The organism is Arthrobacter sp. 2RAF22, assembly GCF_052115325.1.
GTDB lineage: Bacteria > Actinomycetota > Actinomycetes > Actinomycetales > Micrococcaceae > Arthrobacter.
The window spans coordinates 108,199-130,450 of sequence record NZ_JBFRGL010000002.1 but is presented as its reverse complement, the minus strand read 5'-3'; the positions used below and the strand labels follow the sequence as shown (position 1 = coordinate 130,450).

At 63.8% G+C, this 22,252-nt stretch carries 20 protein-coding genes and 1 pseudogene; 11 read left to right on the top strand and 10 right to left on the bottom strand.

Going from position 1 to position 22,252, the window contains the following annotated elements:
- Positions 1-195: 195 nt before the first annotated feature.
- The 3 genes from AB4068_RS04045 to AB4068_RS04035 all read left to right on the top strand — a co-directional run bounded on the left by AB4068_RS04045 (position 196) and on the right by AB4068_RS04035 (position 3,174).
- Positions 196-1,110 carry a patatin-like phospholipase family protein gene (locus AB4068_RS04045; RefSeq protein WP_441432741.1) on the top strand — a complete coding sequence of 305 codons (915 nt, stop codon included), beginning with the start codon at positions 196-198 and terminating at the stop codon, positions 1,108-1,110.
- A 378-nt stretch (positions 1,111-1,488) separates the two neighbouring features.
- On the top strand, positions 1,489-2,370 hold the full coding sequence (locus tag AB4068_RS04040; RefSeq protein ID WP_441432740.1) for a hypothetical protein: 882 nt from the start codon (positions 1,489-1,491) through the stop codon (positions 2,368-2,370).
- Between the two features lie 231 nt (positions 2,371-2,601).
- Positions 2,602-3,174 carry an MOSC domain-containing protein gene (locus tag AB4068_RS04035; protein ID WP_441432739.1) on the top strand — a complete coding sequence of 191 codons (573 nt, stop codon included), beginning with the start codon at positions 2,602-2,604 and terminating at the stop codon, positions 3,172-3,174.
- Between the two features lie 8 nt (positions 3,175-3,182).
- On the opposite strand, the gene AB4068_RS04030 is transcribed toward AB4068_RS04035, so the two are convergent.
- Positions 3,183-4,457 (bottom strand): MFS transporter, encoded by a 1,275-nt coding sequence (locus tag AB4068_RS04030; protein ID WP_441432782.1) that lies wholly within the window; start codon positions 4,455-4,457, stop codon positions 3,183-3,185.
- Between the two features lie 320 nt (positions 4,458-4,777).
- Between AB4068_RS04030 and AB4068_RS04025 the strand changes: the two genes are divergently transcribed.
- Positions 4,778-6,256 carry an HNH endonuclease gene (locus tag AB4068_RS04025; RefSeq protein ID WP_284989581.1) on the top strand — a complete coding sequence of 493 codons (1,479 nt, stop codon included), beginning with the start codon at positions 4,778-4,780 and terminating at the stop codon, positions 6,254-6,256.
- Between the two features lie 5 nt (positions 6,257-6,261).
- Here the strand turns inward: AB4068_RS04025 and AB4068_RS04020 are convergent, their stop codons facing one another.
- From AB4068_RS04020 to AB4068_RS04005, 4 genes are read right to left on the bottom strand one after another with little or no spacing between them, the layout of a single operon-like run.
- Positions 6,262-7,338 (bottom strand): sensor histidine kinase, encoded by a 1,077-nt coding sequence (locus AB4068_RS04020; protein ID WP_441432738.1) that lies wholly within the window; start codon positions 7,336-7,338, stop codon positions 6,262-6,264.
- Between the two features lie 11 nt (positions 7,339-7,349).
- On the bottom strand, positions 7,350-8,024 hold the full coding sequence (locus AB4068_RS04015) for a response regulator transcription factor (protein ID WP_059388236.1): 675 nt from the start codon (positions 8,022-8,024) through the stop codon (positions 7,350-7,352).
- 5 nt (positions 8,025-8,029) lie between these two features.
- Positions 8,030-8,683, bottom strand: a complete 654-nt coding sequence (locus AB4068_RS04010) for a DedA family protein (protein ID WP_284989579.1) — start codon at positions 8,681-8,683, stop codon at positions 8,030-8,032.
- Positions 8,684-8,693: 10 nt separating this feature from the next.
- Entirely contained in the window at positions 8,694-9,491 is a 798-nt protein-coding gene (locus AB4068_RS04005) for a phosphatase PAP2 family protein (protein WP_441432737.1), read from the bottom strand.
- Between the two features lie 168 nt (positions 9,492-9,659).
- Here AB4068_RS04005 and AB4068_RS04000 point away from each other — a divergent pair, with 168 nt between their 5' ends.
- Genes AB4068_RS04000 through AB4068_RS03990 form a run of 3 tightly spaced genes read left to right on the top strand, consistent with a single transcriptional unit; the run spans position 9,660 to position 12,253 of the window.
- Positions 9,660-10,445, top strand: coding sequence for an alpha/beta fold hydrolase (locus AB4068_RS04000; protein ID WP_059388238.1), 786 nt, complete (start codon positions 9,660-9,662; stop codon positions 10,443-10,445).
- A 19-nt stretch (positions 10,446-10,464) separates the two neighbouring features.
- Positions 10,465-11,361: a hypothetical protein gene (locus AB4068_RS03995; RefSeq protein WP_441432736.1), complete on the top strand. Its 897-nt coding sequence runs from the start codon at positions 10,465-10,467 to the stop codon at positions 11,359-11,361.
- A gap of 49 nt (positions 11,362-11,410) precedes the next feature.
- The gene (locus AB4068_RS03990; RefSeq protein WP_084784417.1) at positions 11,411-12,253 is read left to right on the top strand and encodes an IclR family transcriptional regulator; all 843 of its coding nucleotides are present in this window, start codon (positions 11,411-11,413) and stop codon (positions 12,251-12,253) included.
- Between the two features lie 145 nt (positions 12,254-12,398).
- On the opposite strand, the gene AB4068_RS03985 is transcribed toward AB4068_RS03990, so the two are convergent.
- Positions 12,399-13,895, bottom strand: coding sequence for a purine-cytosine permease family protein (locus AB4068_RS03985; RefSeq protein WP_441432735.1), 1,497 nt, complete (start codon positions 13,893-13,895; stop codon positions 12,399-12,401).
- Between the two features lie 135 nt (positions 13,896-14,030).
- Positions 14,031-14,792 carry a FadR/GntR family transcriptional regulator gene (locus tag AB4068_RS03980; RefSeq protein ID WP_441432734.1) on the bottom strand — a complete coding sequence of 254 codons (762 nt, stop codon included), beginning with the start codon at positions 14,790-14,792 and terminating at the stop codon, positions 14,031-14,033.
- 93 nt (positions 14,793-14,885) lie between these two features.
- Between AB4068_RS03980 and AB4068_RS03975 the strand changes: the two genes are divergently transcribed.
- From AB4068_RS03975 to AB4068_RS03960, 4 genes are all read left to right on the top strand, one after another.
- On the top strand, positions 14,886-15,764 hold the full coding sequence (locus AB4068_RS03975) for a carbon-nitrogen hydrolase family protein (protein ID WP_441432733.1): 879 nt from the start codon (positions 14,886-14,888) through the stop codon (positions 15,762-15,764).
- 10 nt (positions 15,765-15,774) lie between these two features.
- A complete protein-coding gene (locus AB4068_RS03970) occupies positions 15,775-17,124 on the top strand; it encodes an APC family permease (RefSeq protein ID WP_441432732.1) in 1,350 nt (449 codons plus the stop codon).
- Positions 17,125-17,161: 37 nt separating this feature from the next.
- The gene (locus AB4068_RS03965; protein ID WP_441432731.1) at positions 17,162-17,962 is read left to right on the top strand and encodes a carbon-nitrogen hydrolase family protein; all 801 of its coding nucleotides are present in this window, start codon (positions 17,162-17,164) and stop codon (positions 17,960-17,962) included.
- An 82-nt stretch (positions 17,963-18,044) separates the two neighbouring features.
- Positions 18,045-19,496, top strand: a complete 1,452-nt coding sequence (locus AB4068_RS03960) for a purine-cytosine permease family protein (protein WP_441432730.1) — start codon at positions 18,045-18,047, stop codon at positions 19,494-19,496.
- Positions 19,497-19,547: 51 nt separating this feature from the next.
- Here the strand turns inward: AB4068_RS03960 and AB4068_RS03955 are convergent, their stop codons facing one another.
- The 3 genes and pseudogenes from AB4068_RS03955 to AB4068_RS03945 all read right to left on the bottom strand — a co-directional run.
- Positions 19,548-20,405 carry an aldo/keto reductase gene (locus AB4068_RS03955; protein WP_441432729.1) on the bottom strand — a complete coding sequence of 286 codons (858 nt, stop codon included), beginning with the start codon at positions 20,403-20,405 and terminating at the stop codon, positions 19,548-19,550.
- Positions 20,406-20,429: 24 nt separating this feature from the next.
- Entirely contained in the window at positions 20,430-20,840 is a 411-nt protein-coding gene (locus tag AB4068_RS03950; protein WP_306963764.1) for a (R)-mandelonitrile lyase, read from the bottom strand.
- Positions 20,841-21,039: 199 nt separating this feature from the next.
- Positions 21,040-22,161 (bottom strand): annotated as a pseudogene (locus tag AB4068_RS03945) (MFS transporter); the annotation flags it as partial.
- Between the last annotated feature and the right edge of the window lie 91 nt (positions 22,162-22,252).

Genomic DNA, 22,252 nt, shown 5'->3' with positions numbered 1-22,252 from the left:
CGGCCGGCGCAGTGCCGGACCGTTGCGCTCCGCATTGCGGGCGTGCTAGCGTTGCGGCGGTCGTGATCAATCAGCAGGAGGTGAGTCCCATGAATGCAGTATCCGCAATGGGTGCTCCCCTGCAGTCCACGATCGCGCGACTGAACTAGTCGCCACCGGGAGCGCCAAACAGGCAATTCGCGAAAGGCGACTCCCATGAACACAACACCTTCTTTTCCTTTGCACTCCCGCGATCGGGCGCTGGTCCTAGGTGGCGGCGGATCGACAGGCAATGCCTGGCTGATCGGCGTCATCGCCGGCCTCTTCGATGCCGGGCTGGATGTGACCGACGCCGATCTGACCATCGGCACCTCGGCCGGATCAACGGCCGCGGCCCAGATTGCCGGCGCGACACCAACTCAACTGTTCGCCAACATCCTTGACGCCGTCCCCCCGCAACGGCCCGCTCCGGTCGGGTCCGGGCCTGGACGCGCGCCGGCCAGGCCAGTGGTGAACCACCTCGAGCGGATCAACAAGATCATCGCCGATGCCCAGGATGTGGCTGACATGCGCCGGCGACTCGGCGCAGCAGCGCTCGACATGGATGCGGCGTCGGATGGCGCCTGGTCAACGCAATGGCGCACCACTGTCGCCACCCGGCTACCCAGCCAGCACTGGCCTGAACGGACAGTGCTCATCACGGCGGTCGATGCCCGTGACGGTGAACCGGTCGCGTTCGACCGCCATAGCGGCGTCGACTTGGTGGATGCAATCGCCGCCAGCTGTTCCAGCGGCTTGCCTTACAGGATCGGAGACAAGCGGTACCTCGACGGCGGCTATCGATCCAACGCCGAGAATGCCGATCTGGCAGCCGGATACGGACGGGTCCTGGTGCTCTCACCCTTCGGTGGCAGATCATTGCAACCGCAGGAGTGGGGCACGCATCTCGCGACGCAGGTCGACGAACTCCGCGCAGGCGGCAGCAGAGTCGAGACGATCTTCCCGGACAGCAACTCGGAGCACATGTTCGGCGCCAATGCCATGGATCTGTCGCTGCGTCCGCCCGCGGCCCAGGCGGGTTACGAGCAAGGCAGAGCCCTTGCCGGGCAGCTCACGGAATTTTGGGGCTGAGCGCCCGGGGTTCCTGAGCCTGCAGGCGTGACGACACCGGTTCACGCATAGGAGGCGACCGAGGCGGTCAAGGGCCGCCTCGGTCACCTTCGCGGCTCAGCCCCGGCTACCTCATCGATCATAAGAGTCGCATTAATGTCAAGAGTTTTTGCTCCTATTGAGTGACGTATACCTGAAATTGAGTGGTCGAAAGTCATAAATTGAGTAGCGACGGACGGTGGATTGAGTATTGAGACATGCGAGAGGAATGCAATCCGTGATTCCCATTTTGGAATTTGAAAATAATTCCCTCGACCTGTTTCATAAAACTCTTGCCCTCATTTGCCTCATATGCATAATTTGATCGTGAAGCGCCTGTCTCTCTCTGAAAGGTGATCCATGTCAAACAGATCTAAGCTAGGTTCAATCGGAAGTCTTCTACTTGTCGCGCTTGTCGCCAGTGGGGTCGTGGTGTCGAGCGCGGGGGTTGCACAGGCATCGCCAGTTTCTTTAGGTGAAGGGGTTCATTCGCCAAGCAAAGTCAGTACTGTTACGGTCCCCGGAACGAACATCGTTGTTTCTGGCGCCGGCGCTTGGTCCGCAAGCATCACTCTTCCGGGCACGGCTTCATCCGAAGCTCTCGCAAAACCGGGCAAGATCCCGGACGGCCTTTTCGCCGGGCAAGGTGAGCCGGTTCTGAGCACCAAACTCAACAGTGCCGTGATTAGTAGTTATGCCACAGGCAAGGGAACTCAGACACTGATCAACATTGCTTCAAACACTGCGGATCGAGAATATCGGTTTCCCTTGTCGCTCCCCGCAGGATCAAAAGCAGCCATAGACACTGATGGTTCCGTTGTTGTTCGCACCGCTGAGGGTGCGATTGCTGGGGGTTACAGGGCTCCATGGGCTTACGATGCGCTCGGCAGGGCTGTTCCGACGCGGTTCTCCCTCGACGGAGAGGCTCTCGTGCAGTCGATCGATTTTGATCAGAACACAGCCTTTCCGGTAACCGCTGATCCGAGCGACTTTTGGGGCTGGGCCAAGTGTATAGCGACCGTTACGGCAGAGGTTGCTGCTAACGCTCTGGTCGCCGGTAAAGTCGCTAAACTAGTTGCAAGGTTTGGAAGTATTCAGAGGACCTTCGAAATTCTCTTCCGCGCCTGGAACGCGGCATCCGGGTTGGAGAAGAAGTGGCAAGCTGTCGTTGCCGCCGGCGGTGGTCTTGCTGGAGAGGTTCTAGGCATCGCCTCGATCAAGGAAGCGTGTTTTGACTCCTAAAGGTGCTCGCGACATTCCTATTTCCCTGCTTCTATTTGCATTGGTAGCGGTTCTGCTATTCATAACGGCCGCCGGATATATGCAGCTCTGGTGGTCAATACTTGCTGGTATCGCGCTTGTTGGAACCGGCATCGGAGCTTTCGCTGATTTCCAGCGTCGCAAGAACTAGCTTTTCAAGGTTGGGGTAGAGTGCCCGGGGTTGCTCACCCGGGACAGGCATAGCCTTATGGCATGACCGCAAGCTACAGGTACGACGTGGAGATCCTGTATCTCCTTGTGTCATCCGGCCACGCCTACTTCGGCCGCGCACGCGATGGTGCCGCCGAGGTGCCCACAACGGACGCCGAGCAGGTCGACGTCGTAAGCGGCAAGGGCATCGTCGGTGACCGGTTCTTCGGCAAGGCCGCGCACATGGATGCCGCAGTCACCCTGATAGCCATCGAGTCGCTCGAAGCGATGGCTGCTGAGCTGGGGGTCGCCCCTTTTGACCCGCTCCTCACGCGCCGCAATGTGGTCCTCAGGGGAGCCCACCTGGCTCCCCTGCTGGGCGAAGAATTTGCCTTGGAATCGCGGGGCGGCGTTGTCCGGTTCCGCGGCGGACGTCCGGCCCACCCCTGCGCGTGGATGGACCAAGTCCTGGCTCCGGGCGCGCACGCCGCCATGCGCGGGCGTGGGGGCGTGCGCTGCCAACCGCTTTCGGATGGCACCCTGCATCGTGGCACAGCTGTGCTAATTAGTCCCGTGCCGCTTGTTCCTGACAAGGCCGGCGAGGCCACGTTCCACGGGGCTTCGCGGCTTCCGTAGGTCCATTCTTAGGACTGCCGTGGTTCCGTTTCGGATGTGATGATCGCGGCGTTGGCCTGGTCGGCCAAAGAGCCCTGCCGACGACTCGCCAGGAGGAACGGCACCGCGATCAGCTCGATAACGCCGCTGATCGCGAGCGAGGCGGAGTAGCCGTAAACATCGGCGGCCCGGCCGAGCAGCGGCTGCACCACCACTCCACCGCTTGATCCCATCAGCGAGTCGAAGCTCAGCACTGTTGCCCGCTGCTTCGACGGGATCATGTCGTTCACGTAGGCCTGCCGTACCGGTGTGGCCGCCGAGTCGACCATGGCCCAGAACGTCAACAGCGCCAAGGCCACCCAGAAGACATTCGTGAACCCGAGCACCACCAGAATCGATGCGCTCACCACTCCACTCAGAATCAACACCGTAGTGCGTTTGCGAACGAGGCGCCGGATACGCGGTGCAAGCCATCCGCCCACCACCTGCGCCCCCGCCACGATTGCCGCTGCCAGCCCGGCCACCGAGTACGCGCGCGGGTCACCGAAGAGCTGAAGCAGGTACGGCTGCAGGGCATAGAACACATAGATCCCGACGCCGGCACTGAACGGCGCTGCCAACATCACGTACCGCACGGGTGGATTTTTCAAACCGTTCTCGATCGAGGCGTCGAGGACAGCACGGGTCGCCTTGAGTGGAGGGGCAGAGCGCTCGGGGGTGAAGCCGACGTCGTGCATCAGCAAGAAGGCCACCACGAACATGGCGAGGAGCACGCCCACGCGAATCAGGAACGGGACTCCCAGGTTGGTGGCCTGCGCGATCACCCCGCCAGCCACTGAGCCCGCAAGCATGGCGGCACCCGACACCATCTGTCCCCGCCCGAGCACCGTCTCCAAGCCACCCTCATATCCAGTGAAGCGCAACGCGTCGACGAGCCAGGCCTCCACTGCACCCGAGAAGAAGGTGAAGCCCAAGCCGAGCAACACCGACACCACGGCCCACCACAAGAACGGGGCCGAAAGCTGCCAGAGCAGAAAGTAAAGGTAGGTGGATCCGGCCAGTGTCACCGTGCCAAGAAGGAACGAAACGCGGCGTCCCCAACCATCGGCCACCACTCCAGTGGGCACTTCGAAGACGACCATCCCGGCAGTGAAGAAGGCGTTTGCCGCAAAGGCCTCAAGATTGCTGAGTCCGGCATCCAGTAGGAAGAGGGTATTGATCCCCCAAATGAACGAGGCCGCAAGGGTATTGCCGAGGGTCAAGGTGAGGTAGACACTTTGGATCTTTCGGGCGGCGGGGTTCATTGGAACGACGGCCCCGCCTTGGCGAGGGGGAACCACGAGGCCATTCTCGTCCGCTTCGGATGCGCACGCCAGAGGCGGACGGGACGGGTTTGAGGGGAGCCCACCGCAAAGCACACCTCACGCCGGCGAAGCCGATCACAACGTCGCCCATCGGGTGATTATCGACGGCTGCGAGGTTGAGCCGGTGGCGGCGGAGGGAGACCCGGGAACCGGAATCCTTCCCGAGCAAATATGGAAAATTTCTGCTGATTTCCGGGATTTTTCGGTGGGCAGGTGTTCTTCGACCTAAGAATGTCAGTGGTCCCTGGGATGCTTTGGTTATGGCCGGAATTCGGGAAACCCAGCTGATGGGGACGGGCGCGCCAGTCGGCGGCGCAGGTCCGGATGCTGCTGTCTCGTGGGCCGAAATAAGAGACCTGCTCGGTGCGGTGGCCTCGCTCCGGCCAGGCGCCGACGGCGCTGAACTGATTGACCAGCTGCGGGCACTGGAGGATTTCAAGTCCGCGGCCGCGGCTGCGCAGGCCCGGATTGCCGTCTCCTTCGATGCGGCCCAGCGCAGCGCCGAGACGAACCTGGGCGTCCCCGCCGACGAGCGCGGCCGCGGCGTCGCAGCCCAGATTGCCTTGGCCCGGCGGGAATCCCCCGCCAAAGGACCCCGATTGCTGGGTTTGGCGAAGGCCCTCGTGACCGAGATGCCGCATACCCTGGCCGCGCTGGATTCGGGACAGCTGAACGAATGGCGCGCCACCCTGCTGGTGAAGGAAACAGCCTGCCTGTCCGCCGAAGACCGCTGCGCCGTGGACGAGGAGCTCGCCGCCGACACGGGAGTCTTCGACGGCGCCGGAGACAAGACCATCATCTCCGCCGCACGGGCCGCCGCCTACCGGCGGGACCCCCGCTCCGTCACCCAACGCGCCAGCCGTGCCGCGGCGGAGCGGCACGTGAGCCTTCGCCCGGCACCGGACACCATGACCTACCTGACCGCCCTGCTTCCCGTCGCCCAGGGCGTGGCCGTGCACGCGGCCTTGACCCGTCATGCAGACTCGCTGCGCTCCGGCGGGGACGCGCGGTCCCGCGGGCAGATCATGGCCGACGCCCTGGTCGAACGCACCACCGGCACCCCCGGCGGGATCAGTGGGGTTGAGGTCCAGCTCGTCATGACCGACCGCACCCTCTTCCATCGCGACAGCGAACCGGCGCGTCTCCCGGGCTACGGGATTGTCCCCGCTGCGTGGGCACGGGCAATGCTGGTTGGGAACGAGGGCCAGGCGGAACCCGGCCAGGCCGGTCCCGGCGGCCAGTCCGCGGACCGGGCCTTCAAGGTCTGGCTCCGGCGCCTCTACACAGCCCCCGGAACCGGGGACCTCGTCGCCGCCGATTCGAGAGCCCGGCTCTTCCCGCCAGGCATGAGGCGCTTCATCCAGGCCCGCGACGACACTTGCCGGACACCCTACTGCGACGCACCGATCCGCCACTTCGACCACATCATCCCCTGGCACGACGGTGGACACACCACTCTGGCCAACGGCGCGGGGCTATGCGAAGCCTGCAACCACACCAAAGAACTCCCCGGCTGGACAGCACAAACCGGAGCAGCAACAACCCAGCACGGGACACGGCATGTCCTGGACATCCGCACCCCCACCGGACACCACTACCGGTCAACAGCCCCGCCCCCGCCAGGAACCGGGCTATCCATGACCACGGCGGCGCCAGATTCCAGAAGCCACCGACGCAAGCTCCGACACCATGCAAAGGCGCTTAAATACGCCCAACCCGCCAAACTGCGGGCCGCCTAAGTAAGCTATGCCGAGCCGGACGACGTGTCTTTCGGGCCGGTGTCTTTCGGGCCGGTGTCTTTCGGAACCGCGTCTTTCGGCGCCGCATCTTTGGGGCCCGCATCTTTCGCAGCGAGCGGCAGGGTGATCCTCATGACCGTTCCCCGCGGCCCGCTGCGCTCAACCTCCACAGTGCCGCGGGCCCCGGTGATGATTTCACGGACCAGCGCCAAGCCGATTCCGAAGCTGCGCTGGCCTGGTGCGCCCTCCGGACTGTGTGTCCTCACGAAGCGGTCAAAGATCCGGGTCTGGTCCACGCCTTTGATCCCAGCCCCGGAATCCGAAACCGTGACCACTGCGCGGTTGCCGAGCACCGCCGTCGTGATCCCCACCTGGCCGCCAGCTGGGGTGTGTGCCAGCGCGTTGTCGGCCAGCGCGAGGAGGGCACGTCGGAAGCCATTGCTGTCAATGAGCGCGAAGGGGCGGTCCTTTTCCGTCAGGGTGACGCGGACGTTCTTCTCTCCCGCGAGCTGTTGCAAGCTCTCGACAACGGCACCCGCCACCTTGGCGAGATCGCTCGGCTCTGCGGCTGCGTCCGGAGGCGAGCCGGTGGCTGCGACAAGCAATTCGTTGACGATGCCGGTGAGGGTAGCTGTGTCATTTCGGATGCGGGCGAGCGCTTCCCCCGTTTTTGAGTCCGCGGCGGCATCGCGCTGGGCGAGCTGGACCCGTGCATCGAGGATGGCGAGGGGCGTGCGCAATTCGTGGCTGGCGTCCTGAACGAAACGTCGCTGCAGGGCAAGCGCTTCGCCAAGGGGCCTGATGGCGCTCCGCGCGCTGAGCCAGCCGATGGCACCGGCGAGGAGGATCCCCGCAATGCCGGCAACGATCATGGCCTTCAGGAGGTCCTTTGTGTCCAGATATGCGTAGACGGAGTCGGTTTCGCCTGGTCCCGGCAGCGTTGGATGCTGCGCCTGGTTGAAGAGGTAGATCGCGGCGGCCGCAAGCAGGCAAAGAACCAAAACCGCGCATGCCGCGCTGATCCGCACTGCGATCTTCAGGGAGGCTCTGCGGAGAGTCTCCTGGTCCGGGTTCTCAGTCATGGGTGTCGTTCTCAGTCATGGGGGTCGCCGATCTGGTATCCGAGGCCGTGGACTGTCCGGATCACCGTTTTGGAAATCTTGCGGCGCAAATGGTGGACGTAGGTGTCAATCACGCCCGGCTGGTCCGTGGGGTGGAACAAGGCGTTGATGAGGTCTTCACGGGTAAACACACGCTCGGGTTCGCCGGCCAGGATTTCGAGGAGCCCGGCCTCCTTCGCCGTCAGGGTGACGACGGAACCGTACACGGAGCGCACGGAGCGGGCACCGGCGTCGAACTCCCAATCCCCGATTCCCAGGGTCTGGGGCGGCAGCGCGTACGTTCGGGTGAGGGCTCGCAAGCGGGCGGCCAATTCCATGGCGTCGAACGGCTTGCTCATGTAATCGTTCGCCCCGGCGTCGAGGCCCCGGATCTTCTCGTCGGTGGCACCGAGCGCCGTCAGGATCAGGATCGGGGTGGCAATCCCCTTGGCACGAAGGGCCTTGATGAGTGCGATGCCGTCCATGACCGGCAGCCCCCGGTCAATGACCATCGCATCCCAACTCTGTGTCAGGGCGAGGTGGAGCCCGTCGCGCCCATTGACAGCCAAGCGGACAGAGAAGTCCGGCTCCAGGAGTTCGCTGATGAGCGGCCCCAGGGCGGAGTCGTCTTCGACCAAGAGGAGGGCCGGCCGCTCAGCTGTTGTCATGCTGCCTATTCTTCCCCGGCGTGCCCGTTCGCGGCGCCTACCTTGACGTTGCGCCGCTTTTTGAGCAACTCGACTCCCCACGGCAGGACGGAAACCAAAACCATGATTACGGCAATGGCGTCAATGTTGTTTGCGATGAACTCGTAGTGTCCCAGCCACGAGCCCAGGAGTGTCACGGAGGTCGCCCAAATGACGGCCCCGGCGATGTTCCACAGGGTAAAGGATTTGTAGTTGTAGCGCGCGATGCCTGCGCTGAGCGGCGCAAACGTCCGCACAATGGGGACAAAGCGGGCCAAGACGATTGCGGGGCCGCCGCGGCGCTTGAAGAATTCTTCGGCCGCATCCAAGTGGGCGGTTTTCAAGACCCGGGCGTCGTCCTTGAACCATCGCCGTCCGAACTTGCGCCCAAGCATGTAGCCGATCTGGTCTCCTGCGATGGCGGCGGCTGATACGACGGCGATCAACACAGGCAGTTCAAGCTGCAGTTGCTGGTGAAGCAGGCCCGTGGTGAACAGCAAGGAGTCACCGGGCAGGAAAGGGAAAAGGAGACCGGATTCGATGAAGACGATCAGCGCCACTACCCCCAGCGCCGCAGGGCCCAAGCCCTGGAGGAGGGTGGTGGGATCAAGGAATGCGGGCATGGCGGAAAGTACGTGCATGGGGTCCTCCTCAGGATCCGTGTGCTTGGGTTGGGGCTGCTCCCGAGGCGGCTGCCTCCGAGGCGCCTGCTTCTGATGCAACGCCAAACGGTAGCCGCGCGAAAACCCGCGGGGCGTACCGGTTCCAGAACCCGGCCAAGACGATCACTGCGGCGCTGGTGGCCAGGAATGACGCCACAACGTCGCTGGGGTAATGGACTCCGATGTAGATACGCGACCACGCCACCACCACGGCCATGACAGCACCGGCCCACGCAGTGATGACGCCCCACCGGCTTCCCCGGACCAGGAAGTACAGAGCGAAGGCGAGCGCTACGGCGAAGGCGGTGTGGCCGCTGGGAAAACTGTTGGAACCCGTTTCCGGAGCCAGGGGGTCGAAAAGAAGCGCGGGGTTGGGCCGGTGGCGGGCAACGATAAGTTTGAATACCTCGCTGGCAACCCAGCCCGAACATGCGAAGAGCACAAACATGACAGCCCGCACGAAGGACTTGCGGACCATGCAAAGGTACAAGCCGATCACGAGGACAATGCAGACTCCCGCTACGGGGGCGAAGAGGACGTTCAAAGCCATGGCCGCGGTGGTCAGTGCGCCCACGTGATGGCGGCTGAGTTCCTGGTCAATACCGAATTCCCCAGTGGTCAGGCCTGCTACCGCCTGCACGCTGAAGCCAATGGCAAGGACGGCCGCGGCGAGGACAATGCCCCACAGGAGCCAGAACCTCGTCTGGGGAAGCAACGGCACACTGTGACGGACGACGGCGGAAGCGCGGCCTTCCGTGGAAGTGTTCTGCTTGGGGTGTGATCGCATGGTGTCTCCGGTTCGGGGTGACGGCCGTTGTGCGGCCTGTTTCCACTCTCCCGTGGGGCACTTAAGAAGCTCTTAAGAACTCCTGGACACGGCCCTTTCCCCTTGACCCGCACGTGGATGGGCCCCAGAGTTTAGGAACCTACTGTCCGCCACATCGAAGGGTCTGGGATGTCCGAATTTGCGATCTCGAAAGACGGTACCCGCATCGGGTATGACCAATACGGCGAAGGACCTGCCGTCATCCTGGTTGGCGGCGCGATGCAATTCAGGGGCTTCGACTCCAACACCATGGAAATGGCCAAGCTCCTGGCCGCCAAGGGGTTCACGGTGCTGAATTACGACCGGCGCGGCCGAGGGGAAAGCGCTGAGGCTCCGTCATTCAGCCTGAAGGACAACATCGACGATCTCGCCACGCTCATCGACATCGTGGGCGGCCAGGCCGCGCTCTTCGGGAGCTCTTCCGGTGGCTCGATTTCCCTGGCAGCGGCGGCAGCAGGCTTGCCCGTCACGAAGCTCGCGCTCTGGGAGACTCCGCTGAGCGAAGAACTCGGCGCCGGCGGGGCTGAATTCTTCGCCGGGCTCCAGGAACGGGTCGCCTCCGGCGACAAGGCTGGCACCATCGAATACTACATGAAGGACATGCCGCCGGAGTGGCTGGCCGGAGCCAAGAACAGTCCAGGATGGCCCATCATGATCGAATTGGGCCCCAGCCTTTTGGCCGACGCCGAATCCCTCGCGTGGTCCCAGTCCGCGCCTCGGGCAGAGCTCTGGTCCGGCATCACCCAGCCCACCCTCGCGATAGTCGGCGAGCAGACCGTCCCGATCATGCCGAAAGCGGCTGACTCCATCGTGGCCAACATCCCGAGCGCCCGCAAAGCTACCATTCCAGGCGCCAACCACGGCTGGGAACCTAGCGTCATGGCCGACGCCTTGGCCGAGTTCCTCGCCGAGTAATACGGCACTCGCTTTCACCATGAACCTGGCCGGGATCGCCGTCGAGCTCTACACACTGGTTCCCTCGGCCTTCACGGCGGCCCGCACTGCGCGGGCCAAGGAAGCCAAGTCGGATGGGGATGCCGAACTGGCGAAACAAATCGCCCAGTTGCCCAAGCCTTCGACGGCGGCGTGGGCCGTCAACATGCTTGTCCGGCACGGCACCAAGGAATTCGCCGGCGTCCTGGAGCTTGGGAACTCGCTCGGGCGAGCCCAGGAGCAGCAGGATCACGACCGTCTCCGCACGCTCGGCCAACAGCGCCCGCGCGTCCTGGGCGCCGCCGTCGAGCAGGCCCGGGCAGTGGCGGAAGGCCTCGGTGTCAAGGTCAGTGGCGCCGCCGCGATGGAGATCGAGGCCACGCTGAGGGCCGCCATGACGGATCCCGGCGCCGCCGCGGCGCTCCGCAGCGGGCAGCTTGTGCGTTCGCTCGCCACGAACGGATTGGAACCCGTGGATCTCTCGGGCGCGGTGGCGATTGCGGGCGCGCTTCCCGCGGTGGACGCCACCCAGGAAGAGCCCGACGACGGCGGGCGGCAACGGGGGCGGGCAGACTCACAGCGGGCTCGCGCCGACTCGGAGCGCGAACGCGAGAAGGCACAAACCGTACTCGCGGAAGCAGAGCGCAGTGCCGACAAGGCCGATCTGGAACTCGCGCAGGCCGAGCGCGAGAAGTCCGAGGCCGTGCGCCGGAGCGAGCAACTCGCCGTCGACGTCAAAGCCGCCAAGGACAAGCTGGCTGCATTGCAACAGGAGCTTGCCGCGACGGAGTGGGCGATCACCCTGGCTGAGCGGGACCGCAAGCTGGCAGCCCGGCTAGCCGAGCGGGAGCGCCGGGCCGCGGAAACGGCACGGGCCCGGTTGGAGGGACTTTCCTAGCGGGCGCAACGTCCGGTATACCGGACATTCCGAGGCGTATTCTAGGACAATGTACAGTCAATCGGTGCGGCCCAAGGCGCCGGCCGCGGCCCAGGTGCTGGCGGTTCTCAGATACGTTGCCGGACAGGCCGGCCCGGTCAGCGCGTCCATCATTGCGCGCGATGTTGGACTGCCTCGGTCCACCACGTATCAGCTCATTGCCTCCCTGATCGATGACGGCTTCCTGGTCCATCTTCCCGAGGAGCGCAAGTATGCCTTGGGAGTGACCGCCCATGAGTTGGGGACCGGGTATTCGCGGCAAGCTCCGATCCAGCGGATCGCCCGGTTCCCCCTGTCCCGGCTCGTCGCCCGGACCCGCCGGACTGCCCATCTTGCCGTGATGCACGGGCGCGACGTCGTTTACGTGATCGAGGAGCGGGCGCCGCGGCAAAGCCCCCTTGTCACCGACACCGGAGTCCGGCTTCCTGCCCACCTGACGGCCAGCGGCAGGGCGATGATGGCCCAGATGGACCCCGCCCAGGTGGCTGCGCTTTTCCCTGGGCCAGAGGCTTTCGCGGAGCGCCACAGCAAAGGCCCGCAATCCTTGCCCGCATTGCAGGACCTCTTGGCGCGGGCACGATCGCTCGGATACGCATGGGAGCAGGACGAGGTCACGGAGGGGTTTTCTTCTGTGGCGGTCGCCGTCCTCGACCGGCAACGCTATCCCGTGGCCAGCGTGACGTTGACGGTGTCGAACCGGGCGTTTCCCGGCGGAGGCACCCGTCACCGGGCCAAGGACGCCGAGACCCCGGAGGAAAGGGCGGTCCGCATCGAGGACGTCGCCCGCGAGTGGATTCCGGAAGTGACCAGGTGCGCGCGCGAAATTTCCCGCAGGCTGGGCACCCAAGCCTGACCCCGACGTCGTTCCCTCTGGTCGACTGGGACGCTCGCTAAAATATAGGACCAAATGCCAGGACGCTCGCTCACCAAAAGTGAGCGAGCGTCCGCCGAAAACATCCCAAAAGTGAGCGAGCGTCGGAGGGGGCACAGCCCAAAGGCTAGACTGCCGCGGTGTTCGACGCTGAGCCGGCTAGCGGCGCTATTGCCCCCGAGTCCGATTCCGCGGGGTCGGGTTCCGTCGGGTAGACCATCTCGGCCGGTGCGTTGGAGTTCCTCTTCGCCAGCGGGTAGAACACGATTGCCGTGACCACGAGGCCTACAAGCCAGGAGATGTCCGCCCCGCCGAGAAGCTCGGTCATCGGGCCGGTGTAGAGGGTCTGCGCCAAGAACGGGATCTGGACGACGATGCCGATCGCGTAGCTGAGCAGCGCTGTCTTGTTCCAACGGCCGTAGCGACCGTTCAGGTCGTAGAGGGCCGGAATGTCCACCTTCTCCTTGGAAACCAGGTAGTAATCCACCAGGTTTATGGAGCTCCAGGGGATGAACACCATCAGCAGGAGAAGGACGAAGTTCTTGAAGTTGGCGATGAAATCGGGGGAAGCAAGCACTGCGATGAGCACCGAGAGTCCGATAAAGCCGATCACGTAGGCGAACCGGGTCCATGACGCCACCGCGGACTTGCGGGTGAACGCCGTGACCGAGGTAAGCATGGTCATGTAGCCGCCATACGCGTTCAGCGTGTTGACGGTCAGTTTTCCGGTCACGATGACCAGGTAGATGACTACCGCGATCAGTCCGCCTCCACTCAGGTTCCCGAGGAAAGCGACTTGGCCGTCCAGGAACCGTGCACCCTTGGGCAATGCGAGGGCGGCGAAGAGAGCGCCCAGCGTCATGGACCACTGGGAACCAATCACCGTGCCGAAATAGGCCGACATGAAGGTCTTGCGTGCTGGGGTTTTGGAAGGCAGGTACCGCGAGTAGTCGGCGACGTACGGGCCGTAGGTCAGCTGCCATCCGGCGCCCAGCGAAATGGCGAGCAGGAAGGTGGGGAACTCGAAACTGCCGGCTCCCAAGAGTGCGCCGACGTCCTGGCTGGCCAACAACCTGATGCCCAGGTAGGTGAAGCCGAGGATACCGACGACGGTGGCAATGCGGCCCAACATGTGGATGTACTTGTAGCCCAGGGTCGCCACGACGATGGTCAGCGCCCCGAAGACGATCATGCCCACGGCCGGGGTGCCCGTGTGGAGGATGAGGCTGACTGCCTGTCCGGAGAGGACCGTACCGGTGGCGGCGAAGCCGAGGTACATCACGACCACCAGGACCAAGGGAATCACTGCCCCGAAGATCCCGAACTGTGCCCTGCTGGAAATCATCTGCGGCAGGCCGAGCTTCGGCCCCTGCGCCGCGTGGAGCGCCATCACAGCACCGCCCAAGAGGTTTCCGATCAGGAGGCCGATGATCGCCCACAGCGCATCCGCGCCGAACAGGACTGCCAAGGCGCCGTCGACAATAGCCGTGATCTGCATGTTCGCCCCGAACCAGAGCGTGAACTGCTGGCCAGGCGAACCATGGCGTTCATTTTCCGGGACAAAGTCGATGGAACGACGCTCAACGCGCGGCCCACCCGTTCCCGCTTTTCCTGTGGCCTGCATGCCTAATCCTCACTTTGACAACCGAAGTCCGATGTCCCCAACTGAGAATCAATCAGAGCATGCAAAGTGACAGTGATCACGGAAAGGGGTCGATCTTTAGTCCGATATCCCGGACGATAAGCCACGAGCTGTTGTTCACCCGGATTCATGGCCGTCGCCGCCGGCGAGGCCCATGAACATCGTCTTGTGCAACACGTCCACGTGCCGCCGCGATACCTCCACCGCGCCGCGGTCGTCGCCGGCGCGCAAGGCGTTGACGAGCGCAATGTGGTCCCGGTTGGACTCATGGAGAAACTCGATCGGGTACGGGATGAAGTATGCGTAGAGCTCCGCCAGCGCCTCGTTGTAGACGTCGACCGCAGCTCCCAGGCCCGAGCACGCCGCGACCAGCCTGTGAAACCTCTCGTCGGCCTGGTGATACTCGGACCAATTGCTTGATCCGGCCATCTCATGGGTCAACCGCTCCAGCTCATCCAGCTGCGCTGCCGTGGCGTTGACGGCGGCGAAGTGGGTAACCGCGCATTCGAAGAGCAACCGACGGTCCACCAGCCGGTTCACTGCATGGGATTCGGCTGGCGACGCAGCGAGCTCTTCAAGGACGTTTTGCGGCGGCTCGTCGGCGACGAAGGTTCCGCCGCCGCGCCCCCGCCGGCGGACAACGACCCCCTGGTCGGCCAGGCTCGCTAGGGCCCTGCGGGCGGTGATCGGGCTGACCGAAAGGCCCAGCGCGACGTCTTGCTGGTCGGGCAGCCTCTCCCCGGGCTGAAGCAGTCCCAAGGATATGGCCATGCCGATCCGCAACCGCACGGCGTCGATTGCGCTCCGGCGGTCGATTCCGAGCAAAGGGGCAGCATCGATGGGTGAGTCGCCGGTGGTGTCCTCGAGCTGACGGGTCATATCCGCTACTTTACGGGGCAAAATCCACCTTCCTTTTATTTGATCATTATGATCTAATATGAGGCGAGTCACAACGACAACGTGGAGAAACCAGTGCAACGCATCCTTCCCCTCATCGCCGCCCAGGCGGCACCCCGACTGATCGGCGAACCGATCGAGGCCTTCGCCGCCGAAGTCGCCGCCGCCGTCGCGATCCAACCGCACAGCAAGCTCGTGGTCTTCCCGGAGCTGCACCTTTTCGGGGATTCCAACCCGGACCTGCAGCGTACGGAAGTGCTGCAGGACTCGGCCGAGCCGCTGGACGGTCCGCGCGTCAAGGAACTGCGGCAGCTCGCAGCTGACCTGGGGATCTGGTTGGTTCCGGGCAGCGTCTGCGAGCGCGGCCCCGAGGGGCAATTGTTCAATACCCAGCTGGTCCTTTCCCCCGAAGGCGAGCTCGCCGGCTACTACCGCAAGGTCTTCCCTTGGCGCCCCTTTGAGCCCTACGACCCCGGCGACCGGTTCACCACCGTCGACCTGGAAGGGATCGGCAGGGTGGGCTTGAACATTTGCTACGACGCCTGGTTCCCCGAGGTGACCCGCCAGTTGGCGTGGATGGGCGCCGAAGTGATCCTCAACGTCGTGAAGACCACGACGCCGGACCGCAAGCAAGAACTCGTCCTCGCCAAGGCAAACGCGATTGTGAACCAGGTCTTCATGGTCAGCGTCAACTGCGCGGGACCCACCGGCAAAGGCCTCAGCCTGATCGTCGACCCCGAGGGGAACACCATAGCCGAGGCCGACGACGACGCGCCCACCCTTCTCTCCGTGGAACTGGACCTCTCCGCCGTCGAGCATGTCCGCACGCACGGGACCGAAAACCTCAACCGCCCCTGGTCCCAATTCCGCCCCGGCGAGCCGCCCATCGAGCTGCCTGTCTACCAAGGCCGCATCGACCCGACCACCTGGACCCCACGGTCCTCCAACTCCTAAGGAACCACCGGTGACAACGCAACCGAGCCTCACGCGCGCCCTGAAACTGCCCTCGCTGGTCCTGTTCGGGCTGGCCTACCTGACCCCGCTCATCGTGCTGGCGATTTTCGGCGTGATCGCCGAAACCACCGGCGGAGCATCCCCGTCGGCCTATCTGGTGGCCATGGTCGCCATGCTCTTCACCGCGCAGAGCTACGGACGCATGGCCGTTGCCTATCCGGTGGCCGGCTCCGCGTACACCTATATCCGGCGCTCCATCGATTCCCGGATCGGCTTCCTGGCCGGTTGGGCTGTCCTGCTGGACTACCTGTTCCTGCCGATGGTCATCTGGCTCATCGGCGGCTCGTACCTCACCGCGCAGTTCCCGGACATTCCCATCGGGGTCTGGATTGTCGCGTTCATCGCGATCACAACGCTGCTCAACGTGGTTGGCGTCAAGGTGGCTGACAAGGCCAACTACCTGCTGATGGCATTCCAGCTTCTAGTGATAGTCCTTTTCGTGGCCTTGTCCGTTGGAACCTTGGTCTCGACCTCCGGCGCGAGTGCCCTGGTCAGCACCGCTCCATTCTTCAACGACACGTCGAGCTTCGACAAGATCACCGCTGGCGCTGCCATCGCGGCGTACTCGTTCCTGGGTTTCGACGCCGTGTCCACCCTCACCGAGGAGACCATCGAGCCGAAAAGGACCGTACCGAAGGCGATCATGCTTGTGGCACTCATCGGCGGCGCGATCTTCGTCGTCGTCTCCTACACCACACAGTTGATCCACCCCGGCGGGGTGTTCGACGATTCGGCGTCGGCGGCGTCGGACATTGCCCTGAAGATCGGCGGACAGTTCTTCGGCGCAGTCTTCCTGGCCGGACTCGTGGTGTCCCAGTTTGCCTCCGGACTCGCGGCGCAAGCCAGCGCCTCACGATTGCTCTACGCCATGGGCCGGGATTCCGTCCTGCCGAAGAAAGTCTTCGGGGCGTTGAACAAGTCCTTCCACACGCCGGTATTGAACCTGGTCATCACCGGCGCGGTGGGACTCATCGCCATGTTCCTGGATGTCGCCACCTCGACGTCGTTCATCAACTTCGGTGCCTTCACCGCCTTCACCCTCGTCAATGTCTCGGTCATTGCCTACTACCTGCGCCAACGACGCTCGGGGAACCGGCTCAGCGTAATGTTCTACGTGGTCATGCCGGCTGTCGGAGCCATCATCGACGGTTTCCTGCTCTCCCAGCTCGATTCGAATGCCATCACGCTCGGACTGATCTGGCTCTGCGTCGGCGTCGTTGTACTCGGCATCATCACCAAGGGGTTCCGGAAGGCGCCGCCGGAAATGGTGATGGAGGAAAAAGAAGCAGCCCTGGTATGACGACGGAACACAGTAAACGGGGAGAAACGAGGACTGCGTGCGCATCACCCTAGCCCAGCTGGATTCCGGCACGGACGTCGGCCGCAATCTCGACCTCATCGCGGATTACTGTGCCCGGGCCGCCTACGAGGGCTCTGAGCTCATCGTGTTCCCGGAGTACTCGACGTACGAGAAAAGCCGGGTGGACCGGAGCTTCGTGGACATGGCCGAACCCCTTGACGGCCCTGTGGCTTCCACGCTCTGCGCGATGGCCGCACGCTACGGGATCGCCGTCGTCGCGGGTCTCCTGGAAGCGCCTGGTGACGGAGACGGAACCAAAGAACCGGACCGGGCATTCAACACCTTGGTGGCGATCGGTCCGGACGGTTCCCTCCTCGCCAGCTACAGGAAGATCCATCTGTTCGACTGCCAAGGATTCCGCGAATCGGAATACATCAGACCGGCGCCGGAACCATTGCCCGTCACCTTTTCCTGCGGCGGCATGACGTTCGGGTTGATGACCTGCTACGACCTGCGCTTCCCCGAGTTGGCGCGCATCCTGGCCGATGCCGGGGCCGAGGCGCTCCTCGTCTGTTCTTCGTGGGTTCCCGGTACCGCAAAGACCGAGCAATGGGCCACATTGGCCAAGGCCCGGGCAATAGAGAACGGCGTGTACGTGGCGGCGGTCTCCCAGACTCCACCGGTATCCATCGGCTACAGCATGCTTGTGGATCCCCTCGGGACTGTCCTGCACAGCCTCGACACGGAGCCGGCCACCGCCACGCTGGACCTCTCCCCGGATGCCGTTTTGGCAGCCAGGGACCAGTTCCCCACATGGCGGCACCACCGGCTCCCCTAGGAATCTCGCGGCCTCTTCTAGGCCGCCCCACTCTGTGCTAAACCAAAGTCAAGATGCACCGATGCTCCGAAGGAGATGCACCATGAGCGCAACGACGGACAAAGGATCGGGCCGAGGGCTGGAGATCCGGTCGATCGACTATGTTCCACTGAACGAGCGCCACGGCAAGGTCTCGCACATCGGACCGCTGTGGTTCGTCAGCAATGCCCAGATCGCCACCCTGGCAGTGGGGTTGATCAGCATCACCACCGGCGGCAACTTGATCTGGTCGCTGCTCGCGATCGCCATCGGGGTGCTCGTCGGCACGCTTTTCATGGCCGCGCACTCCTCGCAGGGCCCCCAGCTCGGCCTGCCACAGATGATCCAGTCCCGGCCGCAGTTCGGCTACATCGGCGCCCTTCTGGTTTGGCTCTTCGCCTACCTCCAGTACGCCGGCTTCAACATCTTCAACACCATCCTGGCCGGCCAAGCGATCTCGGAGTCAGTCAACTTCGGGTCGCAAAACCTTTGGTTCTGGGTGGTCACCATTGTCGCCGTCGTCATCGCCTTGTTCGGCTACGACCTCATCCACGCCTTTGAGCGCTACCTGACGTACCTGACCATCATCATGCTGGCGTTGCTCACCATTGCAGCCGTGAAGCTGGCCATTCCCGCTGGCGCATACAACCTGGCTGACTTCCACATGGTGCCGTTCCTGGGCCAGCTGGGGGTCGCGGCCGGCTACCAGATTTCCTGGGCCATCTACGTCTCTGACTACTCCCGCTACCTTCCGCCGGCCAGCGGACGGGGCACTTTCAGATGGACGTTCTGGGGCAGCGCGCTCGGCGGTATTTGGGTGATGTTCCTGGGCGCGTACATCGGTGCGGCCGCCGGGGAGAACTTCGAAACCATCGGCTCGATCAAGTCCACGGCCGACCAGCTCTTCGGCGGATTCGGTGGCATCGCCCTGTTCGTCGCCGCCCTGGGCTTGCTGTCCGTGACGGCCCTGAACATGTACGGCGGTTCGCTGACCTTGATATCGTCCATCGACAGCGTGCGGCAGATCCGGCCAACGCTAAGGCTCCGGATCATCACGATTTCCGTCACCGCCCTCATTTCCGTGGTCCTGGCTAACCTGGCCTCGGCCGACTTCCTCGCCAACTTCAACGACTTCCTGCTGTTGGTCCTGTACTTCTTCATTCCGTGGACGGCTGTCAACCTCACCGACTACTTCATCGTCCGCAAAGGCCACTACGCCATCGCGGAGATCTTCAAGCCCGATGGGATCTACGGACGCTGGGGCTGGCCCGGCATCATCTCCTACCTTGTCGGCTTTGTGGTGATGATTCCCTTCTTCTCGGCAGGCAAGCTCTTCGTCGGGTTCATCGCCCACGCCCTGGACGGCGCCGACATCTCGCTGTTTATCGGGCTCCCGGTCTCCGCAGGGCTGTATTGGCTAATGACCCGACGCATCGACGTCGAAGCAGAGACCCGCATGGCCAAGGAAGAGGCCGACGCCCTGGAGGCGGCCGCGCACGAACACCTGCTTCCGTAACTCCGCCGGACTAATGGGGTAGGGGTCGGGCAATGGTCCAACCCCGGCGCCTCAGTTGATCCTGCGATTGCCGAGCCAGCTGACCATGGCGGGGTCGCGGTGGTCGAAGAAGAGGCTGGCCCCGGTGTCCAAGGCGGCGATCCGGCTCATCTGCTCGTCGGTAAGGGTGAAATCGAAGACGTCGAGGTTCTGGGCCATGCGTTCGGGCCGGACGGACTTGGGGATGACGACGACGTCGCGCTGGATGAGCCAACGGAGAACCACCTGTGCGACGGACTTGCCGTGCGCATCGGCGATGGTGCTGAGAAGCGGGTTGGTGAACAGGTTGTTCTTGCCTTCGGCGAAGGGTCCCCAGGACTCGATCTGGACACTGCGTTCGCGCATCATTGCCTGGTCGGCCGCGCGCTGGTGGAAGGGGTGGGTTTCGATCTGGTTGACTGCCGGGACGATCTCGTTGTGGTCGATGAGGTCCACCAGCCGGTCGAGGTGGAAATTCGAGACCCCGATCGCGCGGGCGAGGCCGTCCTGGTGGAGTTCCTGCATGGCGCGCCACTCGCTGTAGTAGTCCCCCAACGGCTGGTGGATCAGGTACAGGTCGACGTAGTCGAGTCCGAGGCGGCGGAGTGAGTTGTCGAAGGCGCGCTTGGTGTCGTCCTGGACGCTGCCTGCCGGGGCGTGCTGGATCCAGAGCTTCGTGGTGATGAAGAGTTCGTCGCGGGCGAGGCCGCTGTTCTTGATGGCCAGGCCAACGGCCTCTTCGTTCAGGTAGGAAGCGGCGGTGTCCAGGTGACGGTAACCGGCGTCGAGCGCGGCTTCCACTGCGGCCTGGGTTTCCTCGTCCGGGATCTGGAAGACGCCGAAGCCGAGGATCGGCATTTCGACGCCGTTGTTAAGGGTGACGGTGTTCATGGGTTTCCTTCGCTTGGATGGGGGTTATCGGCTGATTTGGGCGTGGGCGGCTTGGTAGTCCTGTTCACTGACGGGCTCAAGCCAGGTGGCGCTCTCCCCGTTGTCATGCTCCACCAGGGCCAGGTGGCACATCATGTTGTCCTGGGTGGCGCCGTGCCAGTGTTCCTCGCCGGGGGGCGTGTGGACCGTGTCCCCTGCGCGCATGAGGATCACACTGCCGTCCCGGGTGGCAACGAACCCGGTGCCATCGGTGCAGTGCAGGGTCTGGCCAAGAGGGTGGGAATGCCAGTTCGTACGGGCACCGGGGGTGAAGCGGACCATCGCCGCCACGAGACGTGAGGGCGCCTCGCCGTTGTGGAGCGGATTGAGGTAGACGTCTCCCGTGAATCTCTCCGTAGGGGCTTTGACGGTCGGGGTGGGGGGAACGAGTTTCATGGCGTCTGCCTTTCGCTAGTGCCGTGATTGTTGTGCGTGCCGAAGCGGCAGGGACACCGCTACGAGGACCAGAAGGAGAAGGGCCGTGATACTCAGGTTGATGCGCAATCCTGCCATGAAGTTCTGACCGGCGAGTGCGGCCGAAGATCGCGACGCCGAGGGAGCCTCCGAGCTGCCGGGCGGTATTGACCGCGCCGCTGGCGGTCCCCGCCAACTCCGCCGGCACGTGGTCCAGGATGAGGGCAATGATCGGCGGAACCGTGAAGGAACCTCCGACGCCGACGGGCACCATCAGGAACGCGACGAGCAGGGTCGGCGCATTGCCTGGCAGGAGGCAGAGGCTCGCCAGCCCCGCGGCCATCAGCAATTGGCCAGAGACGATCGCGACTATGCGCCCGAATCGCTCCGCGAACCTGGCCACGAGGGGATTCAGGAGGGCAACAAGCCCGGTCATGGGCAGGAACAAAAGCCCGGTCTCCAGGGCGCTGGCTCCGCGTTCCTGTTGGAAGTAGAGGCTCTGGAGGAAGACGACGCCGTAGAACGCCGCCATGGTGACCCCGGCGACAATCAGGGCCGTGGAGACTGCGCGTGAACGGAACAAGTCGAGCGGGATCATTGGGTGGCTTCCCCGTGCTTGTGCTGCCACGAATACGGCTGCGGATGCGACACATATGGCGAACGTCAACAAGATGTGGGGGCTTCCGTAGCCGAGTTCGGCTCCTTCGATGATGCCGTACGCCAGGCTCGCGAGCGTGAGGACCGCCGCAACCTGCCCCGTCCAGTCAAAGGGCATCGAGCGTCGTGGCGAAGGAGCCACTCGGGAGAGGACCAGCAGGGCTGCCACTCCCACCGGAAGGTTGACGAAGAAGATCAGTCTCCAGTCCAGTTGCGTGAGGATGCCTCCGAGCACGGGCCCGGCAGCAGCGGCGACCGAGCCGCCCAGGCCCCAGTACACGATTGCCCTTCCGCGACGCGCAGGATCGTGGAACGCCTCCCGGATGAGGGCGAGGGACGTAGGGGTAATCATTGCCGCACCGATGCCCTGCAGGACGCGTCCGGCGATGAGTGCAGGAAGGCTCGGGCTGAACCCGCATGCCATCGAGGCAACGGTGAAGAGAATCATGCCGATGCCGTAGGCGCGACGCGCCCCAACGCGGTCTGAGAAGGTCCCTGCGAAAAGCTGCAATGCCGAGAACATCAAGGTATAGCCGGTGACTATCCACTGCAGGCCGGAAAGGCCACCGCCGAAATCATTCCGGATCTCCGGCAGCGCGACGTTGACAATCTGGGCGTCCAAGGCGACCACGAAAAATCCGAGCATGGCAACCGCGAGAGATGCGCGCGGACGCGCCACGGCTTCCGGAAAGGATTTGACGGTAGTCACGGACATGGTGGCCTTCCAAGCAGGGAAA